We start from the raw sequence: 24,287 nt of genomic DNA, 5'->3' as shown, positions 1-24,287 counted from the left end.
CGAGTCCGGGCACCATATTTAGAAGAACCCGCCTATGGCGGGTTTTTTGCTTTCTAGCGTAGGGACTCTTCATCGAACACGTTCGATTATTCGGCCAAAGGCCTCACCCTGCGGGCCAACGCTGAAGCGTTGTTCAACCCGGCGCAAGCGCCGGTTGTCCGAGTCCGGGCACCATATTTAGAAGCGTTTTGAGCGACAGGTAACTGTAACCCAGCCTTATCAAATGCAGCAGGACGGCGATTTTGACGCGAGTATCTTCGGTAAATTTCATCGTATTCCCTATCTTCTACCCTCTTCTGGCATAGCTGGATAAAGGATATTTCAGCAGATCCCTGCCTCACCCCCACCCAGATAACGAGCATGCAAAAATGCAGAGCTGACTGCATCAATATCGTTTCCAGCTACACCGAGCTCCTCAAAATGATTACGCCATTCCCTTACTACTCTCCAGATACTGTCAATCTCCGCAATAGCATCCATCCGGTTTAAACCAAAACGCTCACACCAGGAAAGCGCATTCACCAGCGTTGCCTCTTTACCAAACGCGCCTACGCCAAGGTGCAGGCGACGATGGTGAGAATGAACGGGGTGAGGAACCACATCGTATAACGGGCTAATACGCCATGCGAGATTGACGACACGCTGAGGCTCTTGCGCTCCTTTTACCGGAGTTTGCTCTGGTGACTCCATCAGGACAAAGCCATGGTTGCGTAAATGATCATCATCATTGTTGACCAAAATATTGAAGACCATCCGGCGGTAAAGTTCTTTCAAATCGTCAGCAAGGCTGGCCGCAGAAAGATGGCGGCGCATAGCATCTGCCAGTTCCGCATAACTGCTTTCTATCGATGCCATCTCATGAAGGTTCATCAGCGTTAGTGCCGATACAAAATGACGTCGCCCGGTGATCTCCCCTGCCCCCACACGGTCAAAACGCTTAATCAGCATCGCAAAGCGTCCCGTACCAATCTCTTCGAGGCGAGTTTCCGGAACATAGAGCCCTGCCGCATGTGCAAGCCGTAAGGTGGCATATTCAACTGCCGGGTAACAAAAACCTCGGTCAGTGCTGGAAGAAAACTTCGCCAGCCAGTGACTGCCATCCTCAACCACCACGGTCGCTTTTGGGCGCATTCCTCCCATGCTGGATCCCGCATCAAATATCCCGTGCAGATTTGCAGGCAAAGGCAAGCCGTTCTCAATTCTCCCGGCGGCTTCTAAAAGATATCCCAGTGATTTGATATCCGTCGACGCGCCCAACGCTCTGGCCTGTTCACCATCGGGCGTGATATCTAACGCCCCAGTCCGGTTTGGCCCGGCCTCAAGCAGGTACACGGATTCTGGTAATGAGTTCGCCGGAACCCGCTTTTTGGCTTCAATAACACGACGACCCCACGCATCAGGTGCGGCATCACGAATTCCGCCAAACAGCGCAGATTCTTGCGCAAACAACGCCTGCCCGGCCACTTCCTGCCCTTGCAGCATACCCAGCCCGACAGGATCGACTTCAATTGCCCCATTTCGTTTCAGGTACTTCAGACCATAGACAAAACGCGATGTCCGGAGATCAACGCCGTCTTCCTGCAAATGCAATTTACCGGCAGGGACCGACTGAGTTGATCCCGGTAGAAACGCGTGCACCATTAACGTCTGTTCAGAAGTCATATTTTTCCAGTTCCTGATGACTTAGCAGCCTTGCACGACGGGGGCGACTCGCGGCTTCCTGAGCCTCGACCACGTTATCTTTTTGAGTCAAAACGTCCGCCAGCGTCGCGCCTGGACGAATAACGCTGAGGTAACGCAGGATCTGCCCGATTGCAACCCCTGCATCGCCATTTTCAATGCGGCTCACCGTGTTACGGCTAAGATTTGCACGTACGGCAGCTTCTGACTGAGGCATTTTGCGTGCAATTCGGCTATGTGCCAGCGTTCGACCCAAGGTGACCAGCTGGAGTTGTTGTTCTGAAGAGAGTAGTTCCTGCTGTTTTCGCTTCACGTCGCACCTTAAAACAATCATTAATATCATTACGCTTCATTTTAGGTGCTAATGAGGAAATTTCAATCGAAAAGAATTCTGATGGCCGTTCGGATATTATCAAGACTGCACCTTAAAACACGCAACTGGTGGTTTATGCTAGTTTTAAGGTGCGTTATTTGTGTCCGCGTCCCTTATTGTCATGCCATTTCTCTGAGAAGCCATCTTGCGGCTAAGCCGCGCCCATATGCCCTTTGCTCACCCGCGTTTTGAGGTTTGCAGCCTACAGTGGATTATTTAATTCAAAGAGTGCGTATTTCCGATAGTTTTTTCAATTGAGAGAGATATTCTGGATTATTATCCATCAACCAATGCAATACCTTAGCATTATCAAGGATCTTCGTTATATGTGATTTTATAATAACCAACTTAAGATTATTACCACCATAATCATCACTTAATTTTTCGCTATCAATCTGAACTGCCGCCATTTCTCTCTCTAATCGCTCGATACAGTATTTTTTTGATATACGCCAATCAACTCCTCCAGTGTCATTTTTCGTTGTTCTTTATGCTGGATATAATTCGTATTAACGCTTCCTTTTTTCCAAAAAATAGGGTTAGAAAAGGCTATCTATTGTTAAAAGCGCCTTAAGTTTGTTGGCATTCACCTCACCAGAAGTGACTGGGACAAAGTACTGTAACTGCCACTTTTGCGTTGTGATAGCTTGTTTTACAATAGGTTTAACCCAAGGGGCATAAACGCGGATAGCTCTTTTTCCCTCTTTCCCCTTAACTGACATGACCCCTTTTTTCGCCAGCGCATGTCTGTTGAATATAAAGAATCCTCGATGAGTATGATCAAAAACGCTCACCAATACGAACTCAATGCCATCGTCAAAATCGATGGGCATAATCTCATCTTGTATATGCGGTCTTTTCCACATAGTAACAAATTGCCCGAGCTTAGTTGGAGTCGTATTGGCGACACGGAATAATGCTCGCTTACCTTCCACCTCAAACTGACAGGCGCCATATTCGCTGCTCTCAGATTCTCGTTGGGGTTCCGAGATGCGAATTCCGGCAGGCAATAATATATCGTTTATTATGTCAGAAAGTTGAACCGGAATTTTCCCTTTCGCCGGATCGGCAAACCAAACACCCTCAATGTCTTTACTACTTCCCAACATATTTTATTTCCTTATTTAGTATCAGAGACTCTCTCTCCAATAATATTGTATATTCCCTGCTTGCTCAGAAAGATGCGCACAGAATAAAAACCTGCTCGTAACACTACCACAGTCGCATACAACCTGACTGTGAGCGTAAACATGGATATCGGGCTAAAGAATAGGATCTGCTCCGCCAGTTTTTCAGAAACCAACACCGGGAAGATATATTTTAACTCCTCAGGGACAAAGTTCGGTAACAGTTTTGATGACGGTAAAAAATGCGAAAAAGAAATGACGACATCATTTCTTGTAATGCTAATATCCCCTTTTTCTCATAAACCGAATCCAGCATGCCATCCTCTTATCGTCGCTTTCTCACCCTTGTTATCATGCTGGTTATCGGCGTGGGCTCACCTATGCTGGCGCAGGCCAGGCCCGATCTGGAACGTAAGATTGGCGTGACCGTCGCCGATACGAGTTCGCCTGATTACCAGTTCAGCGACCTGCCGATCACTTCGGCGGACGGCCAACGCCGTTATCGCATTCGCATAGCGCTGCCGCGTATTGCCCCGCCGACGGCCGGCTATCCGGTGGTATACCTGCTGGACGGTAATGCGGTGCTGATGGAATTGAATGCCAGCTTATTGGCCCGGCTTGCAGCGCAAAAACAGCCGCCGGTATTGGTGCTGCTCAGTTATGACAACGATCTGCGTATCGATGCCAAAGGCCGCAGCCAAGATTACACGCCGGCCAATGGCGGGGCGGATGCCTTTCTGAAATTGATCGAAAGCCAGATTAAACCGGCAGTGGCGGCGAAGGTGGCCATTAACTCTCAACGGCAAACGCTGTGGGGGCACTCTTATGGCGGTCTGTTCGTTCTGCATACTCTGTTAACCCAGCCAACCGCATTCCAAAATTACGTCGCCGTCGAACCTTCACTGTGGTGGGGAAAGGGCTTTATTCTGCAGGAAGCACAGCGGGTTATTGAACGGCATCCCGCCATCTCCGCCCATCTGTGGCTGTGGACCGGCGGCGGTGAGAAAATGCGTAGTGCGCCGCCCAATATCAAACAGCAACCTCTCCCCGCCGACGCCGCTCAGCGTCTGGCCGAACGGCTGGCGACGCTGAACGGGCTTAAGGTAGATTTCCGGGAATGGCCAGGCCTGGATCACGGTGCCATGTTCAATGCGGCCATCGCACCGGCATTGGATGAGGTAGCAGCAGGCGACTGAATAACACCATGCCGCTAATCTGGCGATGATCTTAATTTTCTGTTTACGAAGAAGTTTTATTATCTACTTATCGAAAACAAACGAAATATGGTCATCGTCCAGATACTTGATCTCAACCTCACAGCCTTTCTGGACCTTTGAAGAGTAAAAGGCGGGAATGGTTTCCTTGCCTTCTACCTGCTTGGTTATCCCCTTTTCATGCCATGAAAGGCGGTATTTTATGTTGGTGCTCCCGTTATCATTTGAACTGATGTAATGGATCTCCTCCACCCGAGCCTGAATATCCCGCCCCAGCGTCTGGATTTTATGGTCACGGTTAAACAGATAAACAATATAGGCAATGACGCCTACTGTAAGAATCACTGAAATAATAATCGCAAACTTCATCGATTCGTCCCTTAGCCGAACATGGTCAGACCGTTAAATGATGACATTATCTTCCCGACATGAGCCATCGCATCGATAAAAGCTACACGCCCCTCGGTGGTGGTAAGATCAAAGGCTGTCTTATCAAATTTCATATTGGTCAACCCGAGCTTGCCGCTCGCAGTCACGCTCATAGAATAGCCTTCCGTAACAATTTTCGCCGCCGTGAAATCAAAGGAAAACATGGAAGCGGACTCTTTATGATCTTTGTATTCAAAAGCATGCGGCGTCTTGATGCTCACTTTTTCCGCACTGTCGATGGTGATCATTTTCGGTGAGGTGATGGATACCCCGCCTTGCACCGTCTGCTTCCAACTGCCCAGGATGTCCGTCTTGGCATCCTTGGTGATGGTTTGTACCCGTCCCCCCAAGATTTCGTCAGTAACGTCCTGGGTGACGATATTATGGCGTTTCCCCGTGACCTTGTCATAGCGATCCCCTGTGAGGAAGGAGTCCATGCCTGCGTCATAAGTGCGGGTTACCTTGCCGGTAACATGTTGATTTTCTGTACCGTCCGTATCGATGCTCCGCTTTCCCTTAATGGTTAGCGTTTCTCCGCCGCTGGTAATATCCGACGTCCGGCCATTGGTGATAGTGACCTTTTCGCCGTCCTTAAAGGTTTTGGTTTCCGGTTTGTCGACCGTCGTGGTGCGCATACCGTGGAATTGGAAGATAGCGTTACCGAACACCTCATCCTTCTGATCTTTTTGAATGGTGGTGGTGCGATTGCCGTCCACGGTCACCGTTTTATCGTTCTCCACCGAAATATTCATATCTTTTTCGGCATGCAGCTGCACCATCTCCGAGCCCGCCTTATCTTCAAAGAACAGGTGGCTGGAATTGTCACTGTGGCCGTCTTTGGAGCGCGTCATAAAGCCCATCATGGTCGCACCGGCGGGCAGCGTCCACGGCGGCATACAGGCTTCGTTATACACCCGGCCGGTAACCATCGGGCGGTCCGGATCGCCATTGATAAAATCAATCACCACTTCATCCCCCACTCGCGGGATCTGTACACCGCCGAAGCCCTGGCCTGCCCAGGCGCTGGACACTCGCACCCAGCAGGAACTGCTTTCATCCCCTTTCGCCAGGCGATCCCAGTGGAATTTCACCTTCACCCGACCGTATTTATCGGTCCAGATCGACTCTCCCTGCGGCCCCACCACCCGGGCCGTTTGCGGGCCATGGGTCCGCGGCCACGGGGTACGCTGCGCTGAGCGGAACGACGTGCTCGCCGGGATCACCACAAAATCGGTGCGATGCACCGCCTCTTCGCCCCCGCTGGCGTAGCTGTTCTCTTCAAAATCGTAACGCGCACTCAGCACCAGATACTCTCCGCCGTCACTGGCAAACGGTGGGTTGAGCAGTGCAAAGGTACACCCCGGTACGATACCCAGCGCGGTAGCCGTTGCGTCGATGCGCTGATGCTCCGCCTGCCACTCCTCCTGGCGCACCCGGGCGTAGGTTTCACCGTGGCTGTGTTCCACGAAGTGCCCCGGCCAGTCGTAGTAGTCAATCTGGCCCGGTGAGGGTGAGGTTGGGTTCTGTCGCGCCTGGAACAGCCATGCGTTGGGCTTGCGGAAATCGTAGTCGTCGATGCTGTAGATCCCCGGCGTCACCCGCTCGGATATCGCCCACTGGCCGATCCCCTCTTCGCTGGTGCTGCCACCGGAAGGCGTAGCGTGGTAAGGAATGGCCTCATAACCGCTAAACGGCTGGTGCTGCTGAGAGGCGTCGTACAGCACCATGGTGTGTTTACCCGACTCGTGGCGGAAAAAGAAATAAATGCCTTCCAGCTCCATCAGACGCGAAATAAAGTCGTAGCTGCTCTCCTGGTACTGCACGCAATATTCCCAATTGCGGTAGTTACCGGTGAGCTGGTTCTCCATCTGCACGCCATATTCGTCGAGCACCGTTTTGATGATGTCCGGCACCCGCTGGTTCTGGAATATCCGTTGGTTGCGGTCCCGCTTCAGCGGCCACAGGTCCGACTCCATGGTCAGCGTGTAAACCACGTAGCGCTCACCATTAATATCCGCACTATGAACGTTGACCCTGGTGATTTTTCCGTTGAGATAGCGTGGCGCAGCGAGCAGCCCCTGAGTCGGGATAGTCAGGGTAATCGGCTGGCCAAGCATGGCCCTGCGGTCCAGGCGGGCGTTGGTGCTGAGCATCGTCACGCTCAATTCAAATGAGCGTGAAACCACTTCCTCTCCGCTAAGTTTCCAGAACTTCAGCGTTCCCTCACCCGCAGGCGTTGTTGCCGTGATACGGTCAAACATAGCTTCTTACCCCTGTAACTAAGACTGCGTTATGCCGCTCTGCCACTCATGGTGCCAGCATCAGTACTTTGAACTGGCTGGGTACCACACGTATCCCCACGGCATTGGTTGAATTCTGCAGGCTGACGCTGGTCAGGCGCGTCGCCGGAGTGCCTTTGAGCAGCACGGTGAAGGAACCGGTGAGATGCCGCGACGGCCCCATCACGGTGCCTGACGCCACGCCGGTGGCAACACCGGGATTATCCCCGTTGGTCAGCGGCGTCACCGTGGCCATGTTATGGGCAGGCATGCCCATAAACAGAATATTTAGCGCGTTGGGGACGGCCGTTGGCCCAAGCGCGATATCCGGATAAGGTATCGGCGTTGGGGTCGGCATCGGCGTCATGCAGACGTCGGGAAAGGCCAAATCGGTGCCCATCAGTTGACAGTTGGCAAACATCGCGGCCTCCTCAGCCCATATGGATCTGTTCGGCATCCACTTTGGTGATTGCCTTCGAAGTAATAACGGTATTTTGCGCATGCAGACGCGCGTAATCTTCAGCCTGCATATCCAGTTGGCCGGCGCGTACCTGCTCCGTCTGGCGCGTAGTGCGCAGCAGGTTATGGCTCACCTGGGTGATGGTTTGCCAGATTGACTCGCTGTGCTTGCCCACCATGCGCGAAAGGCTTACCCAGGCGGAAAGCTTATCGCCGCTGTACTGCATTTCGCTGATATGGCAGTCGCCCTGGCTGGCGCTGACGCGCAACGCTTCGCTGCTGAGGCTGATTTCGCCGCTGCTGCGGATATGCAGATCGCCCGGTACGCTCAGTTCGGCCATTTCCGGGTTGGCACGCTCCAGCACCGCCAGCAGCCACACCTGATTATCCACGCTGGTAATAAGCACCAGATCCCCGGTCTGAGGAGCAATAACGCAGCTGGTAGCACGCCGGCAGTGCCAGCCGCGCCCTTCACTCTCCACGCTCAGGCTGCCGTTGGAAAAGCAGTGGGTCACCACCCCCGCACTCTGTAGTGGCGGTGCTGCCGCTTGTAGCAGTTTGTGATTGATATTGTTCATCTTCTCTCCTTAACGGCGGCTCTGATGCTGAAGGCTCCAGGCCTCCGCAGCCAGTAACTCTTCGTCATACTCAAGGATGCCCCGGCGATCGGAAAAATGGGCTCCCTCCTGCTGCGCCCGATGGAACCGGGTGCGGGAAAATGTGGCACTGCGGAAATCGGCCCGGCGTAAATCAGCATGGGTGAAATCGCTGTAGGTCAGGTCGCACAGGGCAAAGTTGCTGTCTTCGGCCTTCACCTGCTGCAAAATGCTCTGGAACAGGCGGCTGTGGCTAAAATCGGCCTGTTGTAACCTGGCACCGATAAACAACGCCTGATCAAACAAACTGCCCTGACAGTTGGCTCCGCTAAGGTCCGCACTCATAAACAGCGCCTGGCTGGCGTTCACCTTACGGAGTTGAGCCTTTCTCAGCGAAGCGCCTTTGAAATTGCACTGCGTCAGCTGCGCCCCGTTAAAATCGACCGCGTCGAGCTGATTATCGGTAAACTGACAGCCGCTAAAGCGCTGCTGGGCATAGTTTTTTCCACGCTGATCGCAGTTGAAAAAGACCGTACGGTCGAATTGGCTGTGGCCCAAACGGGTCGTGCGCAAGTCAATTTTGAAAAAGGTCGTCAGCAGGCACTGGCACTGCTCCAGTTGCGCCTCATCCAGCGAGCTTTCGAAGAAGGTAGTACGTTCCAGCGTGGACTGGTTGAAGGTGCTGCCGGATAGCGGGCTGCGCATGAATTGGCAAGCGTCGAACCTACTGCGGGAGAAATCGCCGTTGCCAAGCTCGCAATGATTAAAGATGCACTGCGCCATTAGCGTGTCGCAGGCGCTGATTGCCGTCATTTCACAGTCGTTAAACACGCTCTGCTGCATGCGGGCGCCGCTCAGCGTCACCCCATTCAACAGACACTCATTAAATACCGTTTCATGTAAATTGGCCGCCTGCAGGTTCGCCCCCAGCAGTGAGACATCCTGAAAAATTCCGCCGGACAGGTCGTATCCTTGCAGCTCGAGACCATCGAGGTTGCAGGCGTTAATCATCTCGCCATTTTTTATTTTCTGCTGTAGCTCTGCCGCGCTCAGCGTCGTCATGACAGTTCCTCATCCCGCTTCGGCAGAGTCTTCACCCGGCTGGTATAGGCGTTGTCCAGCCGCGTCTCCATATTAATAAAGGATTGTGACAGATCGGCGCGGAACAGATTGGCCGCGGTAAAGTCCGCGCCGCCCAGTTGGGTTTTCTGCATCAGTGCGCCCATCAGGTTGGCTCCGGTGAAATTGACCTGACGGAAATCAGTGCGGATCAACAGGCTCCCGACCAGGTTGGCGCGGGTGAAATTCGCCCTCTGACAGTCCGCCTCGCTGAGATCGCTGTTCTCCACCTTCGCCAACGTAAAGTTCGCCTGCGTAAGCAAAGCCTGGCGCAGGTTACTTTCTTTCAGCGTTGCTTCGCTAAAGTCCGCGCCGCTTAAGTCACTCTCCATTACGGCCGCGCAGGTCAGCAGGCTGGCCGCTTTAAACTGGGCGTACGGCAGTTTGCTCTCCACCCAGTTACAGCTCTCAAGCCACGCACCGTTGAAGACCGCAGCCTGCAACTCGCACTGTTGGAAGACGGTCTTACGCAGCCTGGCCTCGCTGAAATCGAGCTGCGGCAGCGTTAAATTCATAACGATACACTCCTCCAGCTCGGCACGGTGGAAACGGCAATGGCTAATACCGACCTGGCGCAGCAATAGCATTTTTAGTGTGGCACGGCTGAAGTCACAGTCTTCAAACAGGGCGTCTTCCAGTTGGGTTTCCGTCAGGTTAGCGCCGCTAAAATCGGTCTGTCGGCACTGGGCCAACACCAGGCTGGCTTTGGTCAGATTGCATTCACGCAGCGAACTGTTGCGCAAATCGGTTCGCGCCAGCATCGCCTCGCTAAAATCAGCGCCGTCCAACTGGCAACCGCTGAGATCGGCACTTTCCAGCAACGCCTTACGGAAATTAGCGCCGCGAAAATCCATGCCGGAGAGGTCCGCGCCGGTGAAATCCAACTCGCTAAAGTCCCCTCCGCACGCCATGGTGTTCGAAGCGCGCTGGCGAATAATCCGGGCAATATCCCCCGTCATGCGTTGTGCCGGCGGTTGATGCTGGGCTGCCATCAGATACATCTGGTGCAGCGATTCGCGGCTCTGCGCCAATTTCTTCGCCGTCATGCTGTCCGCATGTTGATGCAGCATCTCCTGCATACGGTGCATTGATTCCGGGCCACGCGGCCGAGAGTCCTGTTTGGCACCCTGGCGGGCTTCCACTTCAGCCTGGCGCGCCTCGGCCTGCGCTTTCATCTCCTCAGCCTGGCGCTCCAGTCGTTCGACAAACTCCGGCAGTTCATCCAGCCTCGGCATCTCTGGCTGCGACATATCCGCCAGTAGCTCGTTAACATCCCGCCCTTCAGCCTCAAGCCTGGCGCGGTGCTGTTCGCGTATTTTACTTACCCGGTTTTGCATATTGTTTTGCATCGGGCTTTCTGTTTGCTGCATTTCGCTGTCAATCCAGGGACCGATAAGCTCTTCCGGCAACAGATCTTTTTCACGGAAGGCAAACAGCGCCCCCTTCCCTTTATCCAGCCGCTGGGCCAACACTTTGCGATAGTGATTGGCCGAACGAGTGGCGCCGTTTTTCTCCAGCGCCGGCATCAGTTGCAGCACATCCGCCGCATCATCCTCGTTAATGCGGCAACTGCCCTGCCAGATCAGCATCATCTGTTGCCGATGCGGGAAGAACCAGACCGTGGTGGCACGCAACCTAATCTCTTCAAACAGCGTTTCATCCCCACGCTGACGATTGATAAAACAGCGCGCCCGCCATGGCGGCAGTTTGCCCGACTGTAGCGGTATTTCCGGATGCATATTCCAAATGCGCCACTCGGCCTCAGGCGGCAGCTCATCTTGTTCCGGCCACCATTGATCCGGGCTGGCGGCATTGAATACACGCCAGTCGGCGTCGCGGGCCAGGCCTGGAAAGTCATTCTTCAGCCAGTTGGCATCATAGGCTTTGCCCATGCGCTTAAAACGACGCGGCCAGGTCATGTCCAGCGGCCCAAAACTTACCGGCTCGGGCTGCTGCCGCGGTGAGGTCATACGTTGATGTAGCGGTTCGATATTCGGCAGGCGACGATAAGCCGCGCCGTTGTGCTGCTCTTCCACGGCGCCAATACCATGAGGATTCTCTTCGTATCCTGCGCCGCCAAAAGCACGGCTCCAGTCAAGGCGCATCGACTCAAAATTGCGTGGCGGGGTCGGCTGCGAACCAGACCAGAAACGATCGCCAAAAGCCACCAGGGTTTTGCTGAGGCTGCCCACGTCAATGCGCACTGCGCAGCTGTTTTTTTCCTTCTGATAACGGGTATAAGCATTACCCGTCGCCAGAAATTCAGCCCGGACTTTCGGAATGGCCACATCAATGACGCCGCCACTGGTTTGCAGTTCTTCCGCCGCCAGTTGCCATAATTCCACTTCCGGACGCAGCTGGGGCGTTGTGCCCATATCCAGCAGTGCCATCACAGAAACGCCGAGATAATTTTTACCCTGCTGGCGGAAAGGTCGATTTAATACGCTCAGACGCAGCGGCTTAATAATCTTCATATAATGCGCCTTTAGGCAGCCAGTTAATGAACGCGCTTAAAAAGGGGGATAATACATCTGTCTAGGTTTTCTATCGCATTAACCTAATCAGTGCAAGATGGATGTTAGAAACAATTATTCCCCAATGTCAGAGAATAAAAGACAGCCACTACGCCAGGCGCTCTCAGGCCAAGCGCCAGCGGGGCTAACGCCTTATGGCGCTCAGCCCTTGTCTCAAAAGGCGGAGACTGGCAAACCCAGAATTAAGATTATTCCTAATTAGCGGTGTTAAACAGATATTTTTTTGCATTAACCCAAAGTGGCTTCTATTACTAATAAGCGTCATTCCCTTATATTATCAATATAAGGTGGTGTTCCATGGATATTGATATAGATTTTAAACTGGAAGACGTGGAGGAAAAGCAAAGGATTGAATCACACATCGTTCAAGCCCTGATTGATAAAGCCATACAGGTTATTTTGAAATACGGCGAGCTGAATTGAGCCGTCGGTGTTATCCCCGTATTAAAACAATACAATAGCCTCAACCTCCTCTGCTCCCCCTCTGACAAGCCGCCGCCAAGACCCTGCACTTTCTCGACCGACGGTCGACGACGCACAGCAGCAAATTTCAACGCAGATTCATCGGAAGGCTGAAGATAGCGGCTCCCCTTTGGCAAGTTGACTTGCTCTACCGGTGGAGCCTGAAAGGCTAATGTATTTCCTGGATGGGGCCCTGGTGAGGCACAATAGGAATAGATTGACTGAGCAAGGCTAACGGCTATTTATTACCACGTATTACGCTATTTTCTAGCCTCGTCACAGTTAATATAAACGTTTGGCCCCCTGACGGGAACGGGTGAAAAACACCCTTGAAATACATTACGAAAAGTGATAGTTAAAGCCGTTGGCAAGCCCCAAATTAGTTGCCATAAGACATTATTATCACAGGGAATCATATCACATCCATGAAAATCAATATTACCGACCAGCCAAATCCACAGGATGAAGAGTTCGTTATCGACAGCCTTTGGGCTCATAATGAAAAAACCGAACACGTTGATATCCACCCCTTGTTCCTGACCGTGACCGATGAGCAAGGTAAAATCGTTGCCGGACTGGTGGCCAGAACCTGGTGGGGCGGGCTTGAAGTGCAATATCTTTGGGTCAGCGACCAGCATCGTAAAAGCGGCTATGGCCGTCAACTGATGCTCCAGGCAGAAGAAGAGGCCAGGAAGCGCGGCTGCCACATGGCCTATGTCGATACCTTCGACTTCCAGGCCCGCGGCTTTTACGAAAAATTGGGCTATCAGCTGTACGGCAACCTGGGCGGCTATGCCAAGAAGCATACGCGCCACTACCTGGCAAAAGAGATTTAATCCGGTTGTCATCGGAGAGGTCAGAATGGATTCGTCCGATAAAAATAATGAATTTTATTTGAAAGGTCTGATTGCCATGATGGAGCACTTAAGTGAGCCATGGGGCATTAAGGATCTGGCATCCCGTCATATTTATATGAACCACGCCGCTTACCTCTATACCAATACGCCGCTTGATTTTGATGTAGCCGGTAAGCTGGACGACGAGTTTCCCGCCGACTGGGCCGAATGCGCGGCTGATTTTGTCGAACATGACAAAATGACAGAGGTCTCGCGGGAGCGGGTTGCGGTGATAGAAACGCATTATTGGTACGGGAAAGACAGTCTGACCCCGTTTATCAGCGAAAAACTGCCGATCTACAACGATAAAAAAGAAGTGGTTGGGGTGATGTGGAACGCCAAACCGCTCAACACCTTATCTCCGCTGAAATTTATCAATCAACAAAAACCCAGCGTTCTGACCACAGAAACCAATAGCACTATTTTCACCCGAGCCGAACTTGACGTGATATTTTTAATGTTGCAACGGCTGTCGGTGAAAGAGATCGCCAAAATATACAATATCAGCAATAAAACCATAGAAAACAGAATATATAACATCTATCAAAAATCTGACGTCCATACACAGCAGCAGTTTGAAGAATTTTGCAAATATGCGCATCTGGACAATTACATTCCCGATCGCCTGATAGCTAAAGGCATTCAGTTTATTTAATAGCAAGGAATACCTCACCGTGATCAAAATTGAAGACTATCCGTTAACCCGGGTACCTCAGGATAAAAGAGTCTCGTTTTTAAGCGTGGCCATTGTGCATATGGGCATGCTGACCGCGCTGGATCAGTTTATGCTCGGCGCCGTATTGGGCCACTCAATGACGCTGTTCGATGCCTTTACCGCCATTTTCGTCGGCAGCCTGATCTTTGGCGTAGTCACCTACGGCCTCGGGCTGGCGGGGATGCGCGAAGGGATCTCCGGCAGCCTGCTGGCCCGCTGGTGCGGCTTTGGCCGACTGGGTTCGGTGCTGATCGGCGTGGTGGTAGCCGTCAGCCTGCTGGGCTGGTTTGGCATACAGAACGCCATTTTCGCCAAGTCGCTGGATTTCGCGCTGGGCAATAAGCTGGGCTTTGGGCTGGCGGCTGGCCTGTCCGGTACCCTGCTGACCATACTGGTGGCCTTTGGCTTCAAGGCATTACGTATCGCCGCCCGAATTGCGGTACCGATGTTTATTATGCTGGTAGCCTATATCTCTTACATCACCCTCACCGGCCATAATCTGCCGGAAATTATTCAATTAATGCCGCCAGGTGAGCCACTGTCGATCAGTGCCGGCATCACCATCGTGGTCGGTGGCGCCATCGTTGCCAGCCTGATGACCCCCGATCTGACGCGTTATTCCAAAAACGGCAAGCACGTGTTTGGCGTGACCCTGCTCACCATTGTCGCCGGGGAGTTCGTGGTTAACGGTCTGGCGCTGCTGATCGCCAAAACGCTCGGCACGGCGGATGTCGTGACCATCATGTCGCAAGTCGCCGGAGGGGCTGGCCTGCTGGTGGTGGTGTTCTCCACCTTAAGGGTCAATGACCTCAACCTGTACTCATCTTCACTGGGCATCGTCAACGCGGTTGAAGGCATGACCGGTAAAAGGCTGAAATACACCGCCACCACGCTGGTGATTGGCGTGTTGGGCACAACGCTTTCGGTGCTGGGGATCCTGGATCGGTTCGTCGACTTCCTGACGGTACTGGGCGTGGTGTTCCCGCCGATTATCGGCGTGATGCTGGTGGATTATTACTTACTGCGGACTCACCGTAAAATTCTGGATGACAGCCGCCGGGAAGGCAAACTGCCCGACCAGACGCCGACCATTGGCTGGGCAGCGATCGTCGCCAGCATTGCCGGCAGCATCGTCGGGTTAGTGACCGAGTGGGGCGTGCCGACCATCAACTCATTGTTGGCCGCCAGCCTGTTGTATTGGGTATTCAAGTTGGCGCTGAATCGTTCGCAGAAACCGGCCCCGGCGCAAAGCTGATTCGGTTGCCAGCGACGAAATGCTATTACCACTCTCCTGCAACGGGTGAGTGGTAATACTATAGAATGAGGATTTAGTGGACTAAAAACTGCGGTTTTAAAACTGAAACCTGATTGGAATTCCCTGGTGTCGGTAGCTAAAACATCCTTTATTACCCAGAGAATGGAAACGCCTCCCTCCCTGAGTTTTTTATTATAGAAGTTGTCAGACAATCGGTTATTAACTGTTTTGACCGTCAAGAAACACTTCAGTATGGATGAACAGTAGCTCACAAAAAGCACCATGGTCAACACAAAAGTAGACACAAAACCCACTTTTGTGTTCACTTTTATGGATTCACCATCTAAGCGATTGATTTGTATTTAATTACTTTCATTCCACTTTTCACTCAACAGGGTGAAAGTATCATTAGGGGTGATACGGAGCCGTTTAACATACGTTTTCAAAGATTAATCAGCCGGTTACCCTCCCTCTTCCAATGGCAATTCTGGACAATGTCAGCGCGTACGATATAGTAAAGCCGGCCAGAATATTGTAAGGAATGCTTATGAAGACCACTAACGCCCAGCGCAAAAGCAACATCATTAAGAATATTGAATATCTGATGCGCACCCGTGGCGAAACCAAGGCATCCTTCTCTAACCGTACTGGCCTGACGCGTACCACTATCTACAAGATCCTCGATGGACGGGTCAACAATGTGCAGCAAGCCACGGTTAACCGGATTTCAGATTTCTTCGGCGTTTCCTGCGAAGAGATCGAAGACTATGATCTGGAAAAACTGGAGCTGCTCAATGAAACCCTGTCCACCGAAGGTAATAAAAATCCTTCCGCAATTCCTGTTATTCCGCAGTCGCGTTATTTAGCGGTTGCCGGCAAGAAGATCGGCCAACTGGTCACAGAGTTCCCTTTGACTTATTTCTTCGGCGATGAGTCAAATATGGTAGCAATGCGCATAGAGACCGAAATAAAAGGTTCATTTATCCCAGGCGAGGTCATTATTATAAAACGCCCGCCGGTATTAGTTTGCGATTCGCCTTTATTGTATCACTCGGGAAAATACGGCTTCTTTGTGGTTAACGACAAAGAAGAAAGCAGCATGGAGAAAAATCATCAGGATACCGTGCAATTCCTGGGTTATATCTTTGGAGAAAGGCTATAAATGGAACCGAATCAAAAGTTCAAGCTATTGGGCTTTACCCGACATGGCACTCTGGCTGCCAATGTCATGGTATTAGCCACCGGCAAAACCATTACCATGGGGCTCAATGAACTGGCCGACAGCGACATATCGGAAGATCTGAGCCGCCATGAGCTACAGGCGCTGTATCGCAAAATCTACGGCAACAATCAGCAGCAAACCGCCTATGAGCTCAGCGATCGTCATGAACGCTCCTGGTATGCCTATCTGATTATTACCGTGGCGCTCAGCGTGATTTATATCTTCTCAACCCTGTGCGGCGTCAAACCGATTGAAATTGCTGCATTGAACATCATCACGCCCCCGGCGATATTTATTTACCCCCTGACCTTTATCCTGGTGGATATTCTGAACGAATTTTATGGGCTGCGGCTGGCCAGGCGCACCATTATCATCTCGTTTATGGCCAACCTGATTTTTGTGCTGGGCGTTTGGGCAACCACGCTGGTACCGAGCATTCCACAGTGGGAGTTCAGCCAGACTTATGACGGTATCGTCCACAGCATCATGGCGGTGCTGGTAGCCTCATCTGCCGCCTATTTAATCTCCGAGAACGTCAACTCCTGGCTGCTGTGCAAAATCAAAGAGCTGACCAACTCCCGCTATCTGTTTGTACGGGTAATCACCAGCACCGTGGTGGCCTCGGCCATCGACAGCCTGGTGTTCTGTACCCTGGCGTTCTACAACGTTTTGAGCTGGGACATCATCAAAACCATGATCCTGTCGCAGTTCCTGATTAAGGTGGTCTACGCCCTGGTGGGCGTCGGGCCGATATACGCCGCCCGTAGCCTGTTTAACCGTTATATCAATACCGATCTTGCAAGGAGCAATGAATATGCATATCAAAAAACAAGATAAAATCACCCATCTTGGCGCCAACTCCGATTATCCGGACCAGTATGCTCCCGAATTGCTCGAAGCCCTGCCGCGCGCACGCGGTCGCGATCTGATCGGCGTGGATGAACGCAAACTGCCATTCAGCGGCTTCGACCTGTGGACCGCCTTCGAACTTTCCTGGCTCAACGCCAAAGGCAAACCGGTGGTGGGTATTGGTGAATTTACCCTGCCCCATTCGTCCACCAACCTGATCGAGTCCAAATCATTCAAACTTTATCTCAACAGCTTTAACCAGACGCGCTTCGACAGCGTGGAACAGGTCAGCGCCGCGATGCAAAAAGATCTGTCGCAGGCCGCCAATGGTCAGGTTGGGGTGAAGCTGTATCCGGGGTTGGACGGTTATTCAGCGCAGATCGACGCCCTGCCGGGCATCAATATCGATGACCTGGATATCGCCGTGGATGATTTTGACTTCAAGCCGGAATATCTGATTGGTGCCACCAGCGAACAGGCGGAAATAGTGACGGAGACACTGTCCTCCAACCTGCTGAAATCCAACTGTCTGGTGACCAATCAGCCGGACTGGGGCAGCGTGGTGATCCACTATCAGGGCCGTAAAATCGATCGCGAGCGCCTGCTGCGCTATCTGATCTCCTTCCGCCAGCATAATGAGTTCCACGAACAGTGTGTCGAGCGTATTTTTAACGACATTAAACAAAGCTGCCAGCCGGAGAAACTCAGCGTGTTCGCCCGCTATACCCGCCGCGGCGGTCTGGACATCAACCCGTTCCGCAGCGATTTTGAAACGGCGCCGACCCTGGGCCGTTTGATCAGGCAATAACGCTCCACTTGTCATGCCCCCGCCCGGGGGCATTATTTCTCCCCGTCATCTCCCTGTTATTTTTCGCCATTACCGTCGTTAACAACTATCTTCAAAACAACCCTCAGGGAGATTAACGACGCATGCCTGATTTTTCGCGCAGAGAAATACTGCGGGCTGCCGCCATCGGATCGGCTTTTTCACTGTTACCCGCCTCGATCCGCAAAGCGCTGGCAATCCCCGCCAATAATCGCACCGGTACTCTTAACGATGTCGAACACGTGGTGATCCTGATGCAGGAAAACCGCTCCTTCGACCATTACTTTGGCACTCTGCCCGGCGTACGCGGCTTTAGCGATCGCATCACCATTCCTTTGCCCGGCGGCCGTCACGTCTGGCAACAGCAGGGGGAACATCGGCTGGTGCTGCCCTATCATCTCGACAGCAAGCTCGGCAATGCCCAACGGGTAAGCGGCACGCCGCATTCGTGGGTAGATGAACAATCCGCCTGGGATAACGGCCGCATGAGCGCCTGGCCGACCTACAAAACGCCCACCTCGATGGGCTATTACCGTCGGCACGAATTGCCGTTCCAGTTTGCGCTGGCCGAAACCTTCACCCTGTGCGACGCCTACCATTGCTCGATCCACGCCGGGACTAACACCAACCGCCTGTTCCACTGGACCGGCACCAATGGCCCGACGGCGGCCGAGGTCGCGGTGGTGGTCAACGAGTGGGACAGCCCCGGCCCGGCGGAAGTCGGCTACCAGTGGCAGACCTATCCGGAGCGGCTGGAGGCCGGCGGCGTCAGTTGGAAGGTCTATCAGTTTTTGCCTGATAACTTCACCGACAACCCACTGGCGGGATTCCGCCAGTACCGTGCCGCCAGCGTTAAGGTCGGCAACCCGGCACAGCCGCCAAAAGACTTCACCGCTTTTGTACCCTATAGCGATGAATTGAACGTTGAAGCCCCGCTGTACAAGGGCAATGGCAATACGCTGCCGGCAGCCGACGGCAACGATCTGGATGCGATGCTGACCGGCTTTCGCAACGACGTACAGCAGGGCAAGTTGCCGCAGGTGAGCTGGATTATCGCCCCGGCCGCCTACTCGGAACACCCCGGGCCTTCCAGTCCGGTGCAGGGCGGCTGGTTTACCCAGGAGATCCTCAATGCGCTGACGGATAACCCGGAGGTGTGGAGCAAGACCGTGCTGCTGGTCAATTACGACGAAAACGACGGTTTCTTCGACCATATGCCTTCGCCCTCGGCCCCGTCACTGCGTGAAGACGGCAGCTTCGCCGGTAAATCGACGGTGCCGTTCGACAGTGAAATCTTTCAGCATGTCGCCCCACCCGGTTCTCAGGAGCAACCCCCACCGGACGGCCGTATCTATGGCCCCGGCCCACGGGTTCCGATGTTGGTGCTGTCTCCCTGGAGCCGTGGCGGCTGGGTCAATTCACAGGTATTCGACCACACCTCGGTACTGCAATTTTTAGAAAAACGTTTCCAGGTGCATGAACCGAACATCAGCGCCTGGCGACGGGCGGTCTGTGGTGACCTCACTTCCGCCTTCAACTTTGTCGACCCTAATGAGGAAACCTTGCCTCGTCTGCCCACCACCAGTCGCCACGCCGCCGATAGTCTGCGCCAGCGACAAGAACAGTTACCGCAGGTGCCCTTGCCGCCGGTGGACAGGCAACAGTTACCGCATCAGTCGCGACTGGCACGCCCATCGCGTGCGCTGCCTTACCAGCTGCACGTTGAGGCCAGCAGTAACCCCGAGCAAAAAATGCTGACGCTCAACCTGTACAACACTGGCGAACAGGGCGCGGTCTTTCATGTGTATGACCTGCTGAGTCTGGAGCAGATCCCACGGCGCTATACCGTCGAGGCCGGTAAAGCGGTCAGTGATAACTGGCTAACGGCGGATCGCTACCACTTGTGGTTGCTAGGCCCCAATGGTTTCCATCGTGAGCTGGGTGGCAGCGTTCAACAGCCGCAGCCGGAAGTGCGGCTGACCCCGCAGAGCGACCGCCTGTCGCTGACGTTGACCAATCCCGGCGCTCAGGCGACGAACGTGACCATCGCCCGCTGCCCTTATACGCAAAAAGGCCCGTGGCAGATTGAACTGCCGGCGGGTGGCCGCCATCAGCAGGCCTTTGCTACCAAATCCAGCGGTGGCTGGTACGATCTTTCACTACAGGGGTCACAGGGCTGGCAACGCCGACTGGCAGGCCGGCTGGAGAACGGCGACCACAGCGTCAGCGATCCGTTAATGGGTAAAGCCTGAGATTTCCGTGCAGGGTGTTCGAAAGGAGAATTCCCTTTAGCGGCAGTACAAGCGGAACAGGCGCGCCAGGTGTGCGCCCATCGGCGTCAGCGTGGTGTCTTTACGCTGGATCAGATAAAACGTCGCTTTTGGCAGGCTCTCCTCCAGCGCCAGCGGCACCAGATGTTTACCCAATATCGGGTCGGAGATCACATCTACCGACAGAATGCTGACAAAGTCGCTCTGCGCCACCAGGCTGGTGCAGGCCATAAAAGTCTCGCAGGTGACGCTGATAGACGGCGCCATTCCCAAATCCCCGAACAAGTCGTGCAGTAGCCGGTAGTAGCTGCCCTTTGGCGTCGGCATGGTCCAGTCGCAGTGCTGCAGTTGCCTGAGTGACGTCGCCCCCTCCATCGGATGCCCCTTGCGCACCACTACCTTGTATTCTTTCTCCATCAGCCGTTCGTACTGCAATTCATTGTCCAGGCTGCTGGGGTAATAGGTATTGACCGTGAAATCCAGTTCCCCCTGACGCAGTTCCGGGATCATCGACACCAGTTGCCCTTCGACAATCCGCACTTTGACCTTTGGGTATTCACGGTGGAACTGATTGATCACCTGCGGCATCACGGTGCGCGCAATGCTGCCGCCGACGCCGATATTCACCGAGCCGCCCGCCAGCCCCAGCCGTTGCTGGATATCCTCCTGTGCCACCCGCAGCTCTTCGAGGATCAGGCTGGCATGCTGGAAAAAGTTATCGCCGCAGTCGGTCAGCACCACGCCCTGGCTACGGCGGATAAACAGCTTGGCCCCCAGCACCGTCTCCAGCTCCTGAATCGACTTGGTCAGCGCAGGCTGCGAAAGCTGTGAAGTCCGGCTGGCGGCGCGAATACTGCCCTGACGGCTGACTTCTACAAACGCACGTAATTGGTGCAATTTTATTGAGGCTGGCATAGGCGAATGGTGATAACCGTTGTTTATCAATAGCAAGATATTGGCATCTTATTTAGCCCGATTCCATTGTGTACATTCGAAAAAAACATAATAAATAACCAAATTCTTATTTCGCTTAATTAAACGCATTTTCTGCGCCAATAAGCGCATTTCACGGCAGTTAGTCACTAAATACGTCTTTTTCATTAAACAGTTCCACCGTCTGACCTCAGTTCAGCGCACCACTGCTGCCCGGCGTTTGCCTGGGCGCGATAACCAATGAGATCTCCCAATGAATAATCCGCTTTCGATGTTGGTGTCAGATTTATCCCCGCAACTGCAGGCCTGGCGCCGCGACTTTCACCGCTATGCCGAGTCCGGCTGGTTTGAGTTCCGCACCGCTACGCTGGTGGCGGAAGAACTGGATCGGCTGGGCTACCGCCTGCAACTGGGCCGCGAAGTCATTAATGCCGATGCCCGCATGGGGTTGCCTTCCGCCGAAGCTCTGCAGCAACAGGAGCAGCGCGCCCGCGAACAGGGGGCACTGGAGAAGTGGTTACCACACTTTTCCGGCGGCTTCGCCGGTATTGTCGCCACGCTGGACACCGGCCGTCCCGGCCCGGTGATCGCCTATCGCGTTGACATGGATGCGCTCGATCTCAACGAAAAACTGCAGCCGGATCACCTGCCGTTCCGTGAAGGCTTCGCTTCCTGCAACAGCGGCATGATGCATGCATGCGGTCATGACGGCCACACCACCATTGGGCTGGGGTTGGCACGGGTGTTCAAGAGCCTGGAGGCGCAGCTGAGCGGCACTATCAAACTGATTTTCCAGCCGGCAGAAGAAGGCACCCGTGGCGCAAAATCCATGGTGGAAGCCGGCGTGGTGGACGACGTGGATTTCTTCACCGCCGTACACATCGGCACCGGCGTACCGGCCGGGGAACTGGTGTGCGGTAGCGACAGCTTTATGGCCACCAGCAAGCTGGACGTCACCTACCGTGGCGTTGCCTCTCACGCCGGTGCCAAACCGGAGGACGGCCGTAATGCCCTACTGGCGGCGGCGCAGGCCACCGTGGGGCTGTACGCCATCCCACGCCACAGCGAGGGCAGCTCACGCATTAACGTCGGCGTACTGCAGGGCGGAACCGGCCGCAACGTGATTGCCGATCGGGCGTTTATGAAGGTGGAAACCCGCGGGGCCACCAACGCCATCAACGAATTTGTTTACCAGCAGGCGCTGAACGTGATCGAAGGCGCGGCCAAAATGCACGGCGTGGAATACGACATCGCCCTGATGGGGGCAGCGCAGAGCAGTAAACCGACCCAGCCCTGGGTGGACTACATTCACCGCCAGGCGCAGGAGATAGCCGAACTGACTTCGGTCGTCGATCGCCGCGAGCAGGCCGCCGGTTCCGAAGACGCCACTTATATGATGGAACGGGTGAAATCCCACGGCGGCCAGGCCTCTTACGTGATTTTCGGTACCGAACTGAGCGCCGGGCACCACAACGAGAAGTTCGATTTTAACGAACAGGTGATGGCGGTGGCGGTGAAAACGCTGGCGTCGCTGGCACTGAACCTGCCGACTTTCGGGAGCAAAGCATGAGTAACCCGCAACTGCTTACGTTTATCAATCAGTACATTGACCAACACCAGCCGCAGTTCAGCGCACTGAGCGACAGCATCTGGGATCACCCGGAGACGCGCTTTACCGAAACCTATTCTGCCAATCTGCTGGCCGACGCGCTGGAGCAGGAAGGTTTTCGGCTTGAGCGCGGCGTTGGCGGCATTGAAACCGCGTTTATCGCCAGCTACGGCAGCGGCCAGCCGGTGATCGCGCTGCTGGGCGAGTACGACGCTCTCGCCGGACTGAGCCAACAGGCCGGCTGCGCCACGCCACAGCCGCTGGTGGAAAACGGCAACGGCCACGGCTGCGGCCACAATCTGCTGGGCACCGCCGCGCTGGCGGGGGCATTCGCGGTGAAGGCCTGGATGCAACAGCAGCACCTGACCGGCACCGTGCGTTTCTACGGCTGCCCGGGTGAAGAAGGCGGCTCCGGCAAAACCTTTATGGTGCGTGAAGGCCTGTTCGATGACGTTGATGCCGCCCTCACCTGGCATCCGGAAGGCTTCAGCGGCATGTTCAATACCAGCACTTTGGCCAACATTCAGGCGGCGTTTCAGTTCAAGGGCATCGCTGCTCACGCCGCCAACTCACCGCACCTTGGCCGCAGCGCGCTGGATGCGGTAACGCTGATGAACACCGGTGCCAACTTCCTGCGTGAGCACATCGTACAGGAAGCCCGGCTGCACTATGCCGTCACCAATACCGGTGGCAGTTCACCCAATGTGGTGCAAGCCGATGCCGAGGTGCTGTACCTGATCCGCGCGCCACAGCTCGATCAGGCGCAGGATATTTACCAACGGGTGATCAACATCGCCAAAGGCGCAGCGCTGATGACCGATACCCAGATGACGGTGCGTTTCGACAAGGCTTGCTCCAACTACGTGCCAAACCGCAGCATGGAGCAGGTGATGTATCGCTATGTCTGCGACTTCGGCCTGCCGGAATACAGTGAGGCGGAACGCAAATTCGCCACGGAAATCCGCCAAACGCTCGACAAAGACGACCTGCGTAATGCCAGGTTAAATATCGCCCGTACCGGCGGCGCGGCGGGCCGCGAGTGGGTTCAGAATTTGGGCGACAAGGTGTTGATGGACCAGGTCGCCCCTTATGTGGCATCGGAAGATCTGCTGTACGGCTCTACCGACGTCGGCGATGTCAGTTGGGTCGCGCCGACCGCCCAGTGCTTCAGCCCCTGCTTTGCGTTCGGCACTCCGCTGCATACCTGGCAACTGGTGGCACAGGGTCGCACTTCGATCGCCCACAAAGGCATGTGCCTGGCCGGCAAGGTGATGGCGGCCACCGCTGTCGAACTGCTGAGCGACAGCGCCCTGCTGGCGGACTGCCGCCGCGAGTTCGAACGCCAGCGCGCCGAACAGCCTTATAGCTGCCCGCTCCCTAAAGACATCAAGCCTTCACCGTTAAAGTAACCACTATGCTGCCAAGGCCCGCAATAGCGGG

At 54.2% G+C, this 24,287-nt stretch carries 23 protein-coding genes; 11 read left to right on the top strand and 12 right to left on the bottom strand.

What is annotated here, in order from left to right; translation table 11 throughout:
- Positions 1-133: 133 nt before the first annotated feature.
- From M2406_RS14745 to M2406_RS14725, 5 genes are all read right to left on the bottom strand, one after another.
- Positions 134-271 (bottom strand): hypothetical protein, encoded by a 138-nt coding sequence (locus tag M2406_RS14745; protein WP_259190437.1) that lies wholly within the window; start codon positions 269-271, stop codon positions 134-136.
- Positions 272-321: 50 nt separating this feature from the next.
- A complete protein-coding gene (locus tag M2406_RS14740) occupies positions 322-1,662 on the bottom strand; it encodes a type II toxin-antitoxin system HipA family toxin (RefSeq protein ID WP_259190435.1) in 1,341 nt (446 codons plus the stop codon).
- A complete protein-coding gene (locus M2406_RS14735) occupies positions 1,652-2,023 on the bottom strand; it encodes a helix-turn-helix domain-containing protein (protein ID WP_259190434.1) in 372 nt (123 codons plus the stop codon). Before M2406_RS14735 ends, M2406_RS14740 begins: the two co-directional genes overlap by 11 nt.
- Before the next feature lie 251 nt (positions 2,024-2,274).
- Positions 2,275-2,463 (bottom strand): hypothetical protein, encoded by a 189-nt coding sequence (locus M2406_RS14730; RefSeq protein ID WP_259190433.1) that lies wholly within the window; start codon positions 2,461-2,463, stop codon positions 2,275-2,277.
- Positions 2,464-2,592: 129 nt separating this feature from the next.
- A complete protein-coding gene (locus M2406_RS14725; protein WP_259190432.1) occupies positions 2,593-3,162 on the bottom strand; it encodes a MepB family protein in 570 nt (189 codons plus the stop codon).
- A 332-nt stretch (positions 3,163-3,494) separates the two neighbouring features.
- Here M2406_RS14725 and M2406_RS14720 point away from each other — a divergent pair, with 332 nt between their 5' ends.
- A complete protein-coding gene (locus tag M2406_RS14720; protein ID WP_259190431.1) occupies positions 3,495-4,376 on the top strand; it encodes an alpha/beta hydrolase in 882 nt (293 codons plus the stop codon).
- A 63-nt stretch (positions 4,377-4,439) separates the two neighbouring features.
- Here M2406_RS14720 and M2406_RS14715 read toward each other — a convergent pair whose 3' ends face one another.
- Genes M2406_RS14715 through M2406_RS14690 form a run of 6 tightly spaced genes read right to left on the bottom strand, consistent with a single transcriptional unit; the run spans position 4,440 to position 11,750 of the window.
- Positions 4,440-4,763, bottom strand: coding sequence for a hypothetical protein (locus M2406_RS14715; RefSeq protein ID WP_259190430.1), 324 nt, complete (start codon positions 4,761-4,763; stop codon positions 4,440-4,442).
- An 11-nt stretch (positions 4,764-4,774) separates the two neighbouring features.
- Positions 4,775-7,084, bottom strand: coding sequence for a type VI secretion system Vgr family protein (locus M2406_RS14710; protein WP_259190429.1), 2,310 nt, complete (start codon positions 7,082-7,084; stop codon positions 4,775-4,777).
- Between the two features lie 46 nt (positions 7,085-7,130).
- Positions 7,131-7,523 carry a DUF4150 domain-containing protein gene (locus M2406_RS14705; protein ID WP_259190428.1) on the bottom strand — a complete coding sequence of 131 codons (393 nt, stop codon included), beginning with the start codon at positions 7,521-7,523 and terminating at the stop codon, positions 7,131-7,133.
- 10 nt (positions 7,524-7,533) lie between these two features.
- Positions 7,534-8,139 (bottom strand): DUF3540 domain-containing protein, encoded by a 606-nt coding sequence (locus tag M2406_RS14700; RefSeq protein ID WP_012146888.1) that lies wholly within the window; start codon positions 8,137-8,139, stop codon positions 7,534-7,536.
- Between the two features lie 9 nt (positions 8,140-8,148).
- Complete coding sequence (locus tag M2406_RS14695) at positions 8,149-9,219, bottom strand: pentapeptide repeat-containing protein (RefSeq protein WP_259190427.1); 1,071 nt, start codon at positions 9,217-9,219, stop codon at positions 8,149-8,151.
- A complete protein-coding gene (locus M2406_RS14690) occupies positions 9,216-11,750 on the bottom strand; it encodes a DUF2169 domain-containing protein (protein ID WP_259190426.1) in 2,535 nt (844 codons plus the stop codon). The genes M2406_RS14695 and M2406_RS14690 overlap by 4 nt, the downstream gene beginning before the upstream one ends.
- Before the next feature lie 357 nt (positions 11,751-12,107).
- On the opposite strand from M2406_RS14690, the gene M2406_RS14685 reads away from it, so the two are divergent.
- From M2406_RS14685 to M2406_RS14650, 8 genes are all read left to right on the top strand, one after another.
- Positions 12,108-12,233, top strand: a complete 126-nt coding sequence (locus M2406_RS14685; RefSeq protein ID WP_259190425.1) for a hypothetical protein — start codon at positions 12,108-12,110, stop codon at positions 12,231-12,233.
- A 464-nt stretch (positions 12,234-12,697) separates the two neighbouring features.
- On the top strand, positions 12,698-13,108 hold the full coding sequence (locus M2406_RS14680) for a GNAT family N-acetyltransferase (RefSeq protein WP_012146891.1): 411 nt from the start codon (positions 12,698-12,700) through the stop codon (positions 13,106-13,108).
- A gap of 25 nt (positions 13,109-13,133) precedes the next feature.
- A complete protein-coding gene (locus tag M2406_RS14675; protein WP_012146892.1) occupies positions 13,134-13,823 on the top strand; it encodes a PAS and helix-turn-helix domain-containing protein in 690 nt (229 codons plus the stop codon).
- 19 nt (positions 13,824-13,842) lie between these two features.
- A complete protein-coding gene (locus tag M2406_RS14670; RefSeq protein WP_012146893.1) occupies positions 13,843-15,138 on the top strand; it encodes a cytosine permease in 1,296 nt (431 codons plus the stop codon).
- Between the two features lie 547 nt (positions 15,139-15,685).
- The gene (locus tag M2406_RS14665) at positions 15,686-16,300 is read left to right on the top strand and encodes a helix-turn-helix transcriptional regulator (protein ID WP_012146894.1); all 615 of its coding nucleotides are present in this window, start codon (positions 15,686-15,688) and stop codon (positions 16,298-16,300) included.
- Positions 16,301-17,197: a queuosine precursor transporter gene (locus M2406_RS14660; RefSeq protein ID WP_012146895.1), complete on the top strand. Its 897-nt coding sequence runs from the start codon at positions 16,301-16,303 to the stop codon at positions 17,195-17,197.
- Complete coding sequence (queF, locus tag M2406_RS14655; protein ID WP_012146896.1) at positions 17,175-18,017, top strand: NADPH-dependent 7-cyano-7-deazaguanine reductase QueF; 843 nt, start codon at positions 17,175-17,177, stop codon at positions 18,015-18,017. Before M2406_RS14660 ends, queF begins: the two co-directional genes overlap by 23 nt.
- Before the next feature lie 122 nt (positions 18,018-18,139).
- Positions 18,140-20,287, top strand: coding sequence for a phosphocholine-specific phospholipase C (locus M2406_RS14650; protein ID WP_259190424.1), 2,148 nt, complete (start codon positions 18,140-18,142; stop codon positions 20,285-20,287).
- Between the two features lie 36 nt (positions 20,288-20,323).
- Here M2406_RS14650 and M2406_RS14645 read toward each other — a convergent pair whose 3' ends face one another.
- Positions 20,324-21,220, bottom strand: a complete 897-nt coding sequence (locus tag M2406_RS14645) for a LysR family transcriptional regulator (protein ID WP_012146898.1) — start codon at positions 21,218-21,220, stop codon at positions 20,324-20,326.
- Between the two features lie 271 nt (positions 21,221-21,491).
- Between M2406_RS14645 and M2406_RS14640 the strand changes: the two genes are divergently transcribed.
- Together M2406_RS14640 and M2406_RS14635 are read left to right on the top strand one after the other, a co-directional pair.
- Entirely contained in the window at positions 21,492-22,808 is a 1,317-nt protein-coding gene (locus M2406_RS14640; RefSeq protein WP_012146899.1) for a M20 family metallo-hydrolase, read from the top strand.
- On the top strand, positions 22,805-24,256 hold the full coding sequence (locus M2406_RS14635; protein ID WP_259190423.1) for a M20 family metallopeptidase: 1,452 nt from the start codon (positions 22,805-22,807) through the stop codon (positions 24,254-24,256). Before M2406_RS14640 ends, M2406_RS14635 begins: the two co-directional genes overlap by 4 nt.
- Positions 24,257-24,287 lie beyond the last annotated feature (31 nt).

Source organism: Serratia sp. BIGb0163 (genome assembly GCF_024809935.1).
Classification (GTDB): Bacteria; Pseudomonadota; Gammaproteobacteria; order Enterobacterales; family Enterobacteriaceae; genus Serratia; species Serratia quinivorans.
The sequence above is the reverse complement of the archived record's forward strand: the minus strand, read 5'-3'. Positions and strand labels throughout refer to the sequence as shown.

Excerpts from the sequence above, each read along its gene's own strand:
- M2406_RS14735 (WP_259190434.1), bottom strand. The coding sequence starts at position 2,023 with ATGATATTAATGATTGTTTTAAGGTGCGACGTGAAGCGAAAACAGCAG.
- M2406_RS14745 (WP_259190437.1), bottom strand. The coding sequence starts at position 271 with ATGAAATTTACCGAAGATACTCGCGTCAAAATCGCCGTCCTGCTGCAT.
- M2406_RS14710 (WP_259190429.1), bottom strand. The coding sequence starts at position 7,084 with ATGTTTGACCGTATCACGGCAACAACGCCTGCGGGTGAGGGAACGCTG.
- M2406_RS14695 (WP_259190427.1), bottom strand. The coding sequence starts at position 9,219 with ATGACGACGCTGAGCGCGGCAGAGCTACAGCAGAAAATAAAAAATGGC.
- M2406_RS14685 (WP_259190425.1), top strand. The coding sequence starts at position 12,108 with ATGGATATTGATATAGATTTTAAACTGGAAGACGTGGAGGAAAAGCAA.
- M2406_RS14705 (WP_259190428.1), bottom strand. The coding sequence starts at position 7,523 with ATGTTTGCCAACTGTCAACTGATGGGCACCGATTTGGCCTTTCCCGAC.
- M2406_RS14700 (WP_012146888.1), bottom strand. The coding sequence starts at position 8,139 with ATGAACAATATCAATCACAAACTGCTACAAGCGGCAGCACCGCCACTA.
- M2406_RS14730 (WP_259190433.1), bottom strand. The coding sequence starts at position 2,463 with ATGGCGGCAGTTCAGATTGATAGCGAAAAATTAAGTGATGATTATGGT.
- M2406_RS14675 (WP_012146892.1), top strand. The coding sequence starts at position 13,134 with ATGGATTCGTCCGATAAAAATAATGAATTTTATTTGAAAGGTCTGATT.
- M2406_RS14740 (WP_259190435.1), bottom strand. The coding sequence starts at position 1,662 with ATGACTTCTGAACAGACGTTAATGGTGCACGCGTTTCTACCGGGATCA.
- M2406_RS14715 (WP_259190430.1), bottom strand. The coding sequence starts at position 4,763 with ATGAAGTTTGCGATTATTATTTCAGTGATTCTTACAGTAGGCGTCATT.
- M2406_RS14720 (WP_259190431.1), top strand. The coding sequence starts at position 3,495 with ATGCCATCCTCTTATCGTCGCTTTCTCACCCTTGTTATCATGCTGGTT.
- M2406_RS14650 (WP_259190424.1), top strand. The coding sequence starts at position 18,140 with ATGCCTGATTTTTCGCGCAGAGAAATACTGCGGGCTGCCGCCATCGGA.
- M2406_RS14660 (WP_012146895.1), top strand. The coding sequence starts at position 16,301 with ATGGAACCGAATCAAAAGTTCAAGCTATTGGGCTTTACCCGACATGGC.
- M2406_RS14725 (WP_259190432.1), bottom strand. The coding sequence starts at position 3,162 with ATGTTGGGAAGTAGTAAAGACATTGAGGGTGTTTGGTTTGCCGATCCG.
- M2406_RS14645 (WP_012146898.1), bottom strand. The coding sequence starts at position 21,220 with ATGCCAGCCTCAATAAAATTGCACCAATTACGTGCGTTTGTAGAAGTC.
- M2406_RS14680 (WP_012146891.1), top strand. The coding sequence starts at position 12,698 with ATGAAAATCAATATTACCGACCAGCCAAATCCACAGGATGAAGAGTTC.
- M2406_RS14665 (WP_012146894.1), top strand. The coding sequence starts at position 15,686 with ATGAAGACCACTAACGCCCAGCGCAAAAGCAACATCATTAAGAATATT.
- M2406_RS14640 (WP_012146899.1), top strand. The coding sequence starts at position 21,492 with ATGAATAATCCGCTTTCGATGTTGGTGTCAGATTTATCCCCGCAACTG.
- M2406_RS14690 (WP_259190426.1), bottom strand. The coding sequence starts at position 11,750 with ATGAAGATTATTAAGCCGCTGCGTCTGAGCGTATTAAATCGACCTTTC.
- queF (WP_012146896.1), top strand. The coding sequence starts at position 17,175 with ATGCATATCAAAAAACAAGATAAAATCACCCATCTTGGCGCCAACTCC.
- M2406_RS14635 (WP_259190423.1), top strand. The coding sequence starts at position 22,805 with ATGAGTAACCCGCAACTGCTTACGTTTATCAATCAGTACATTGACCAA.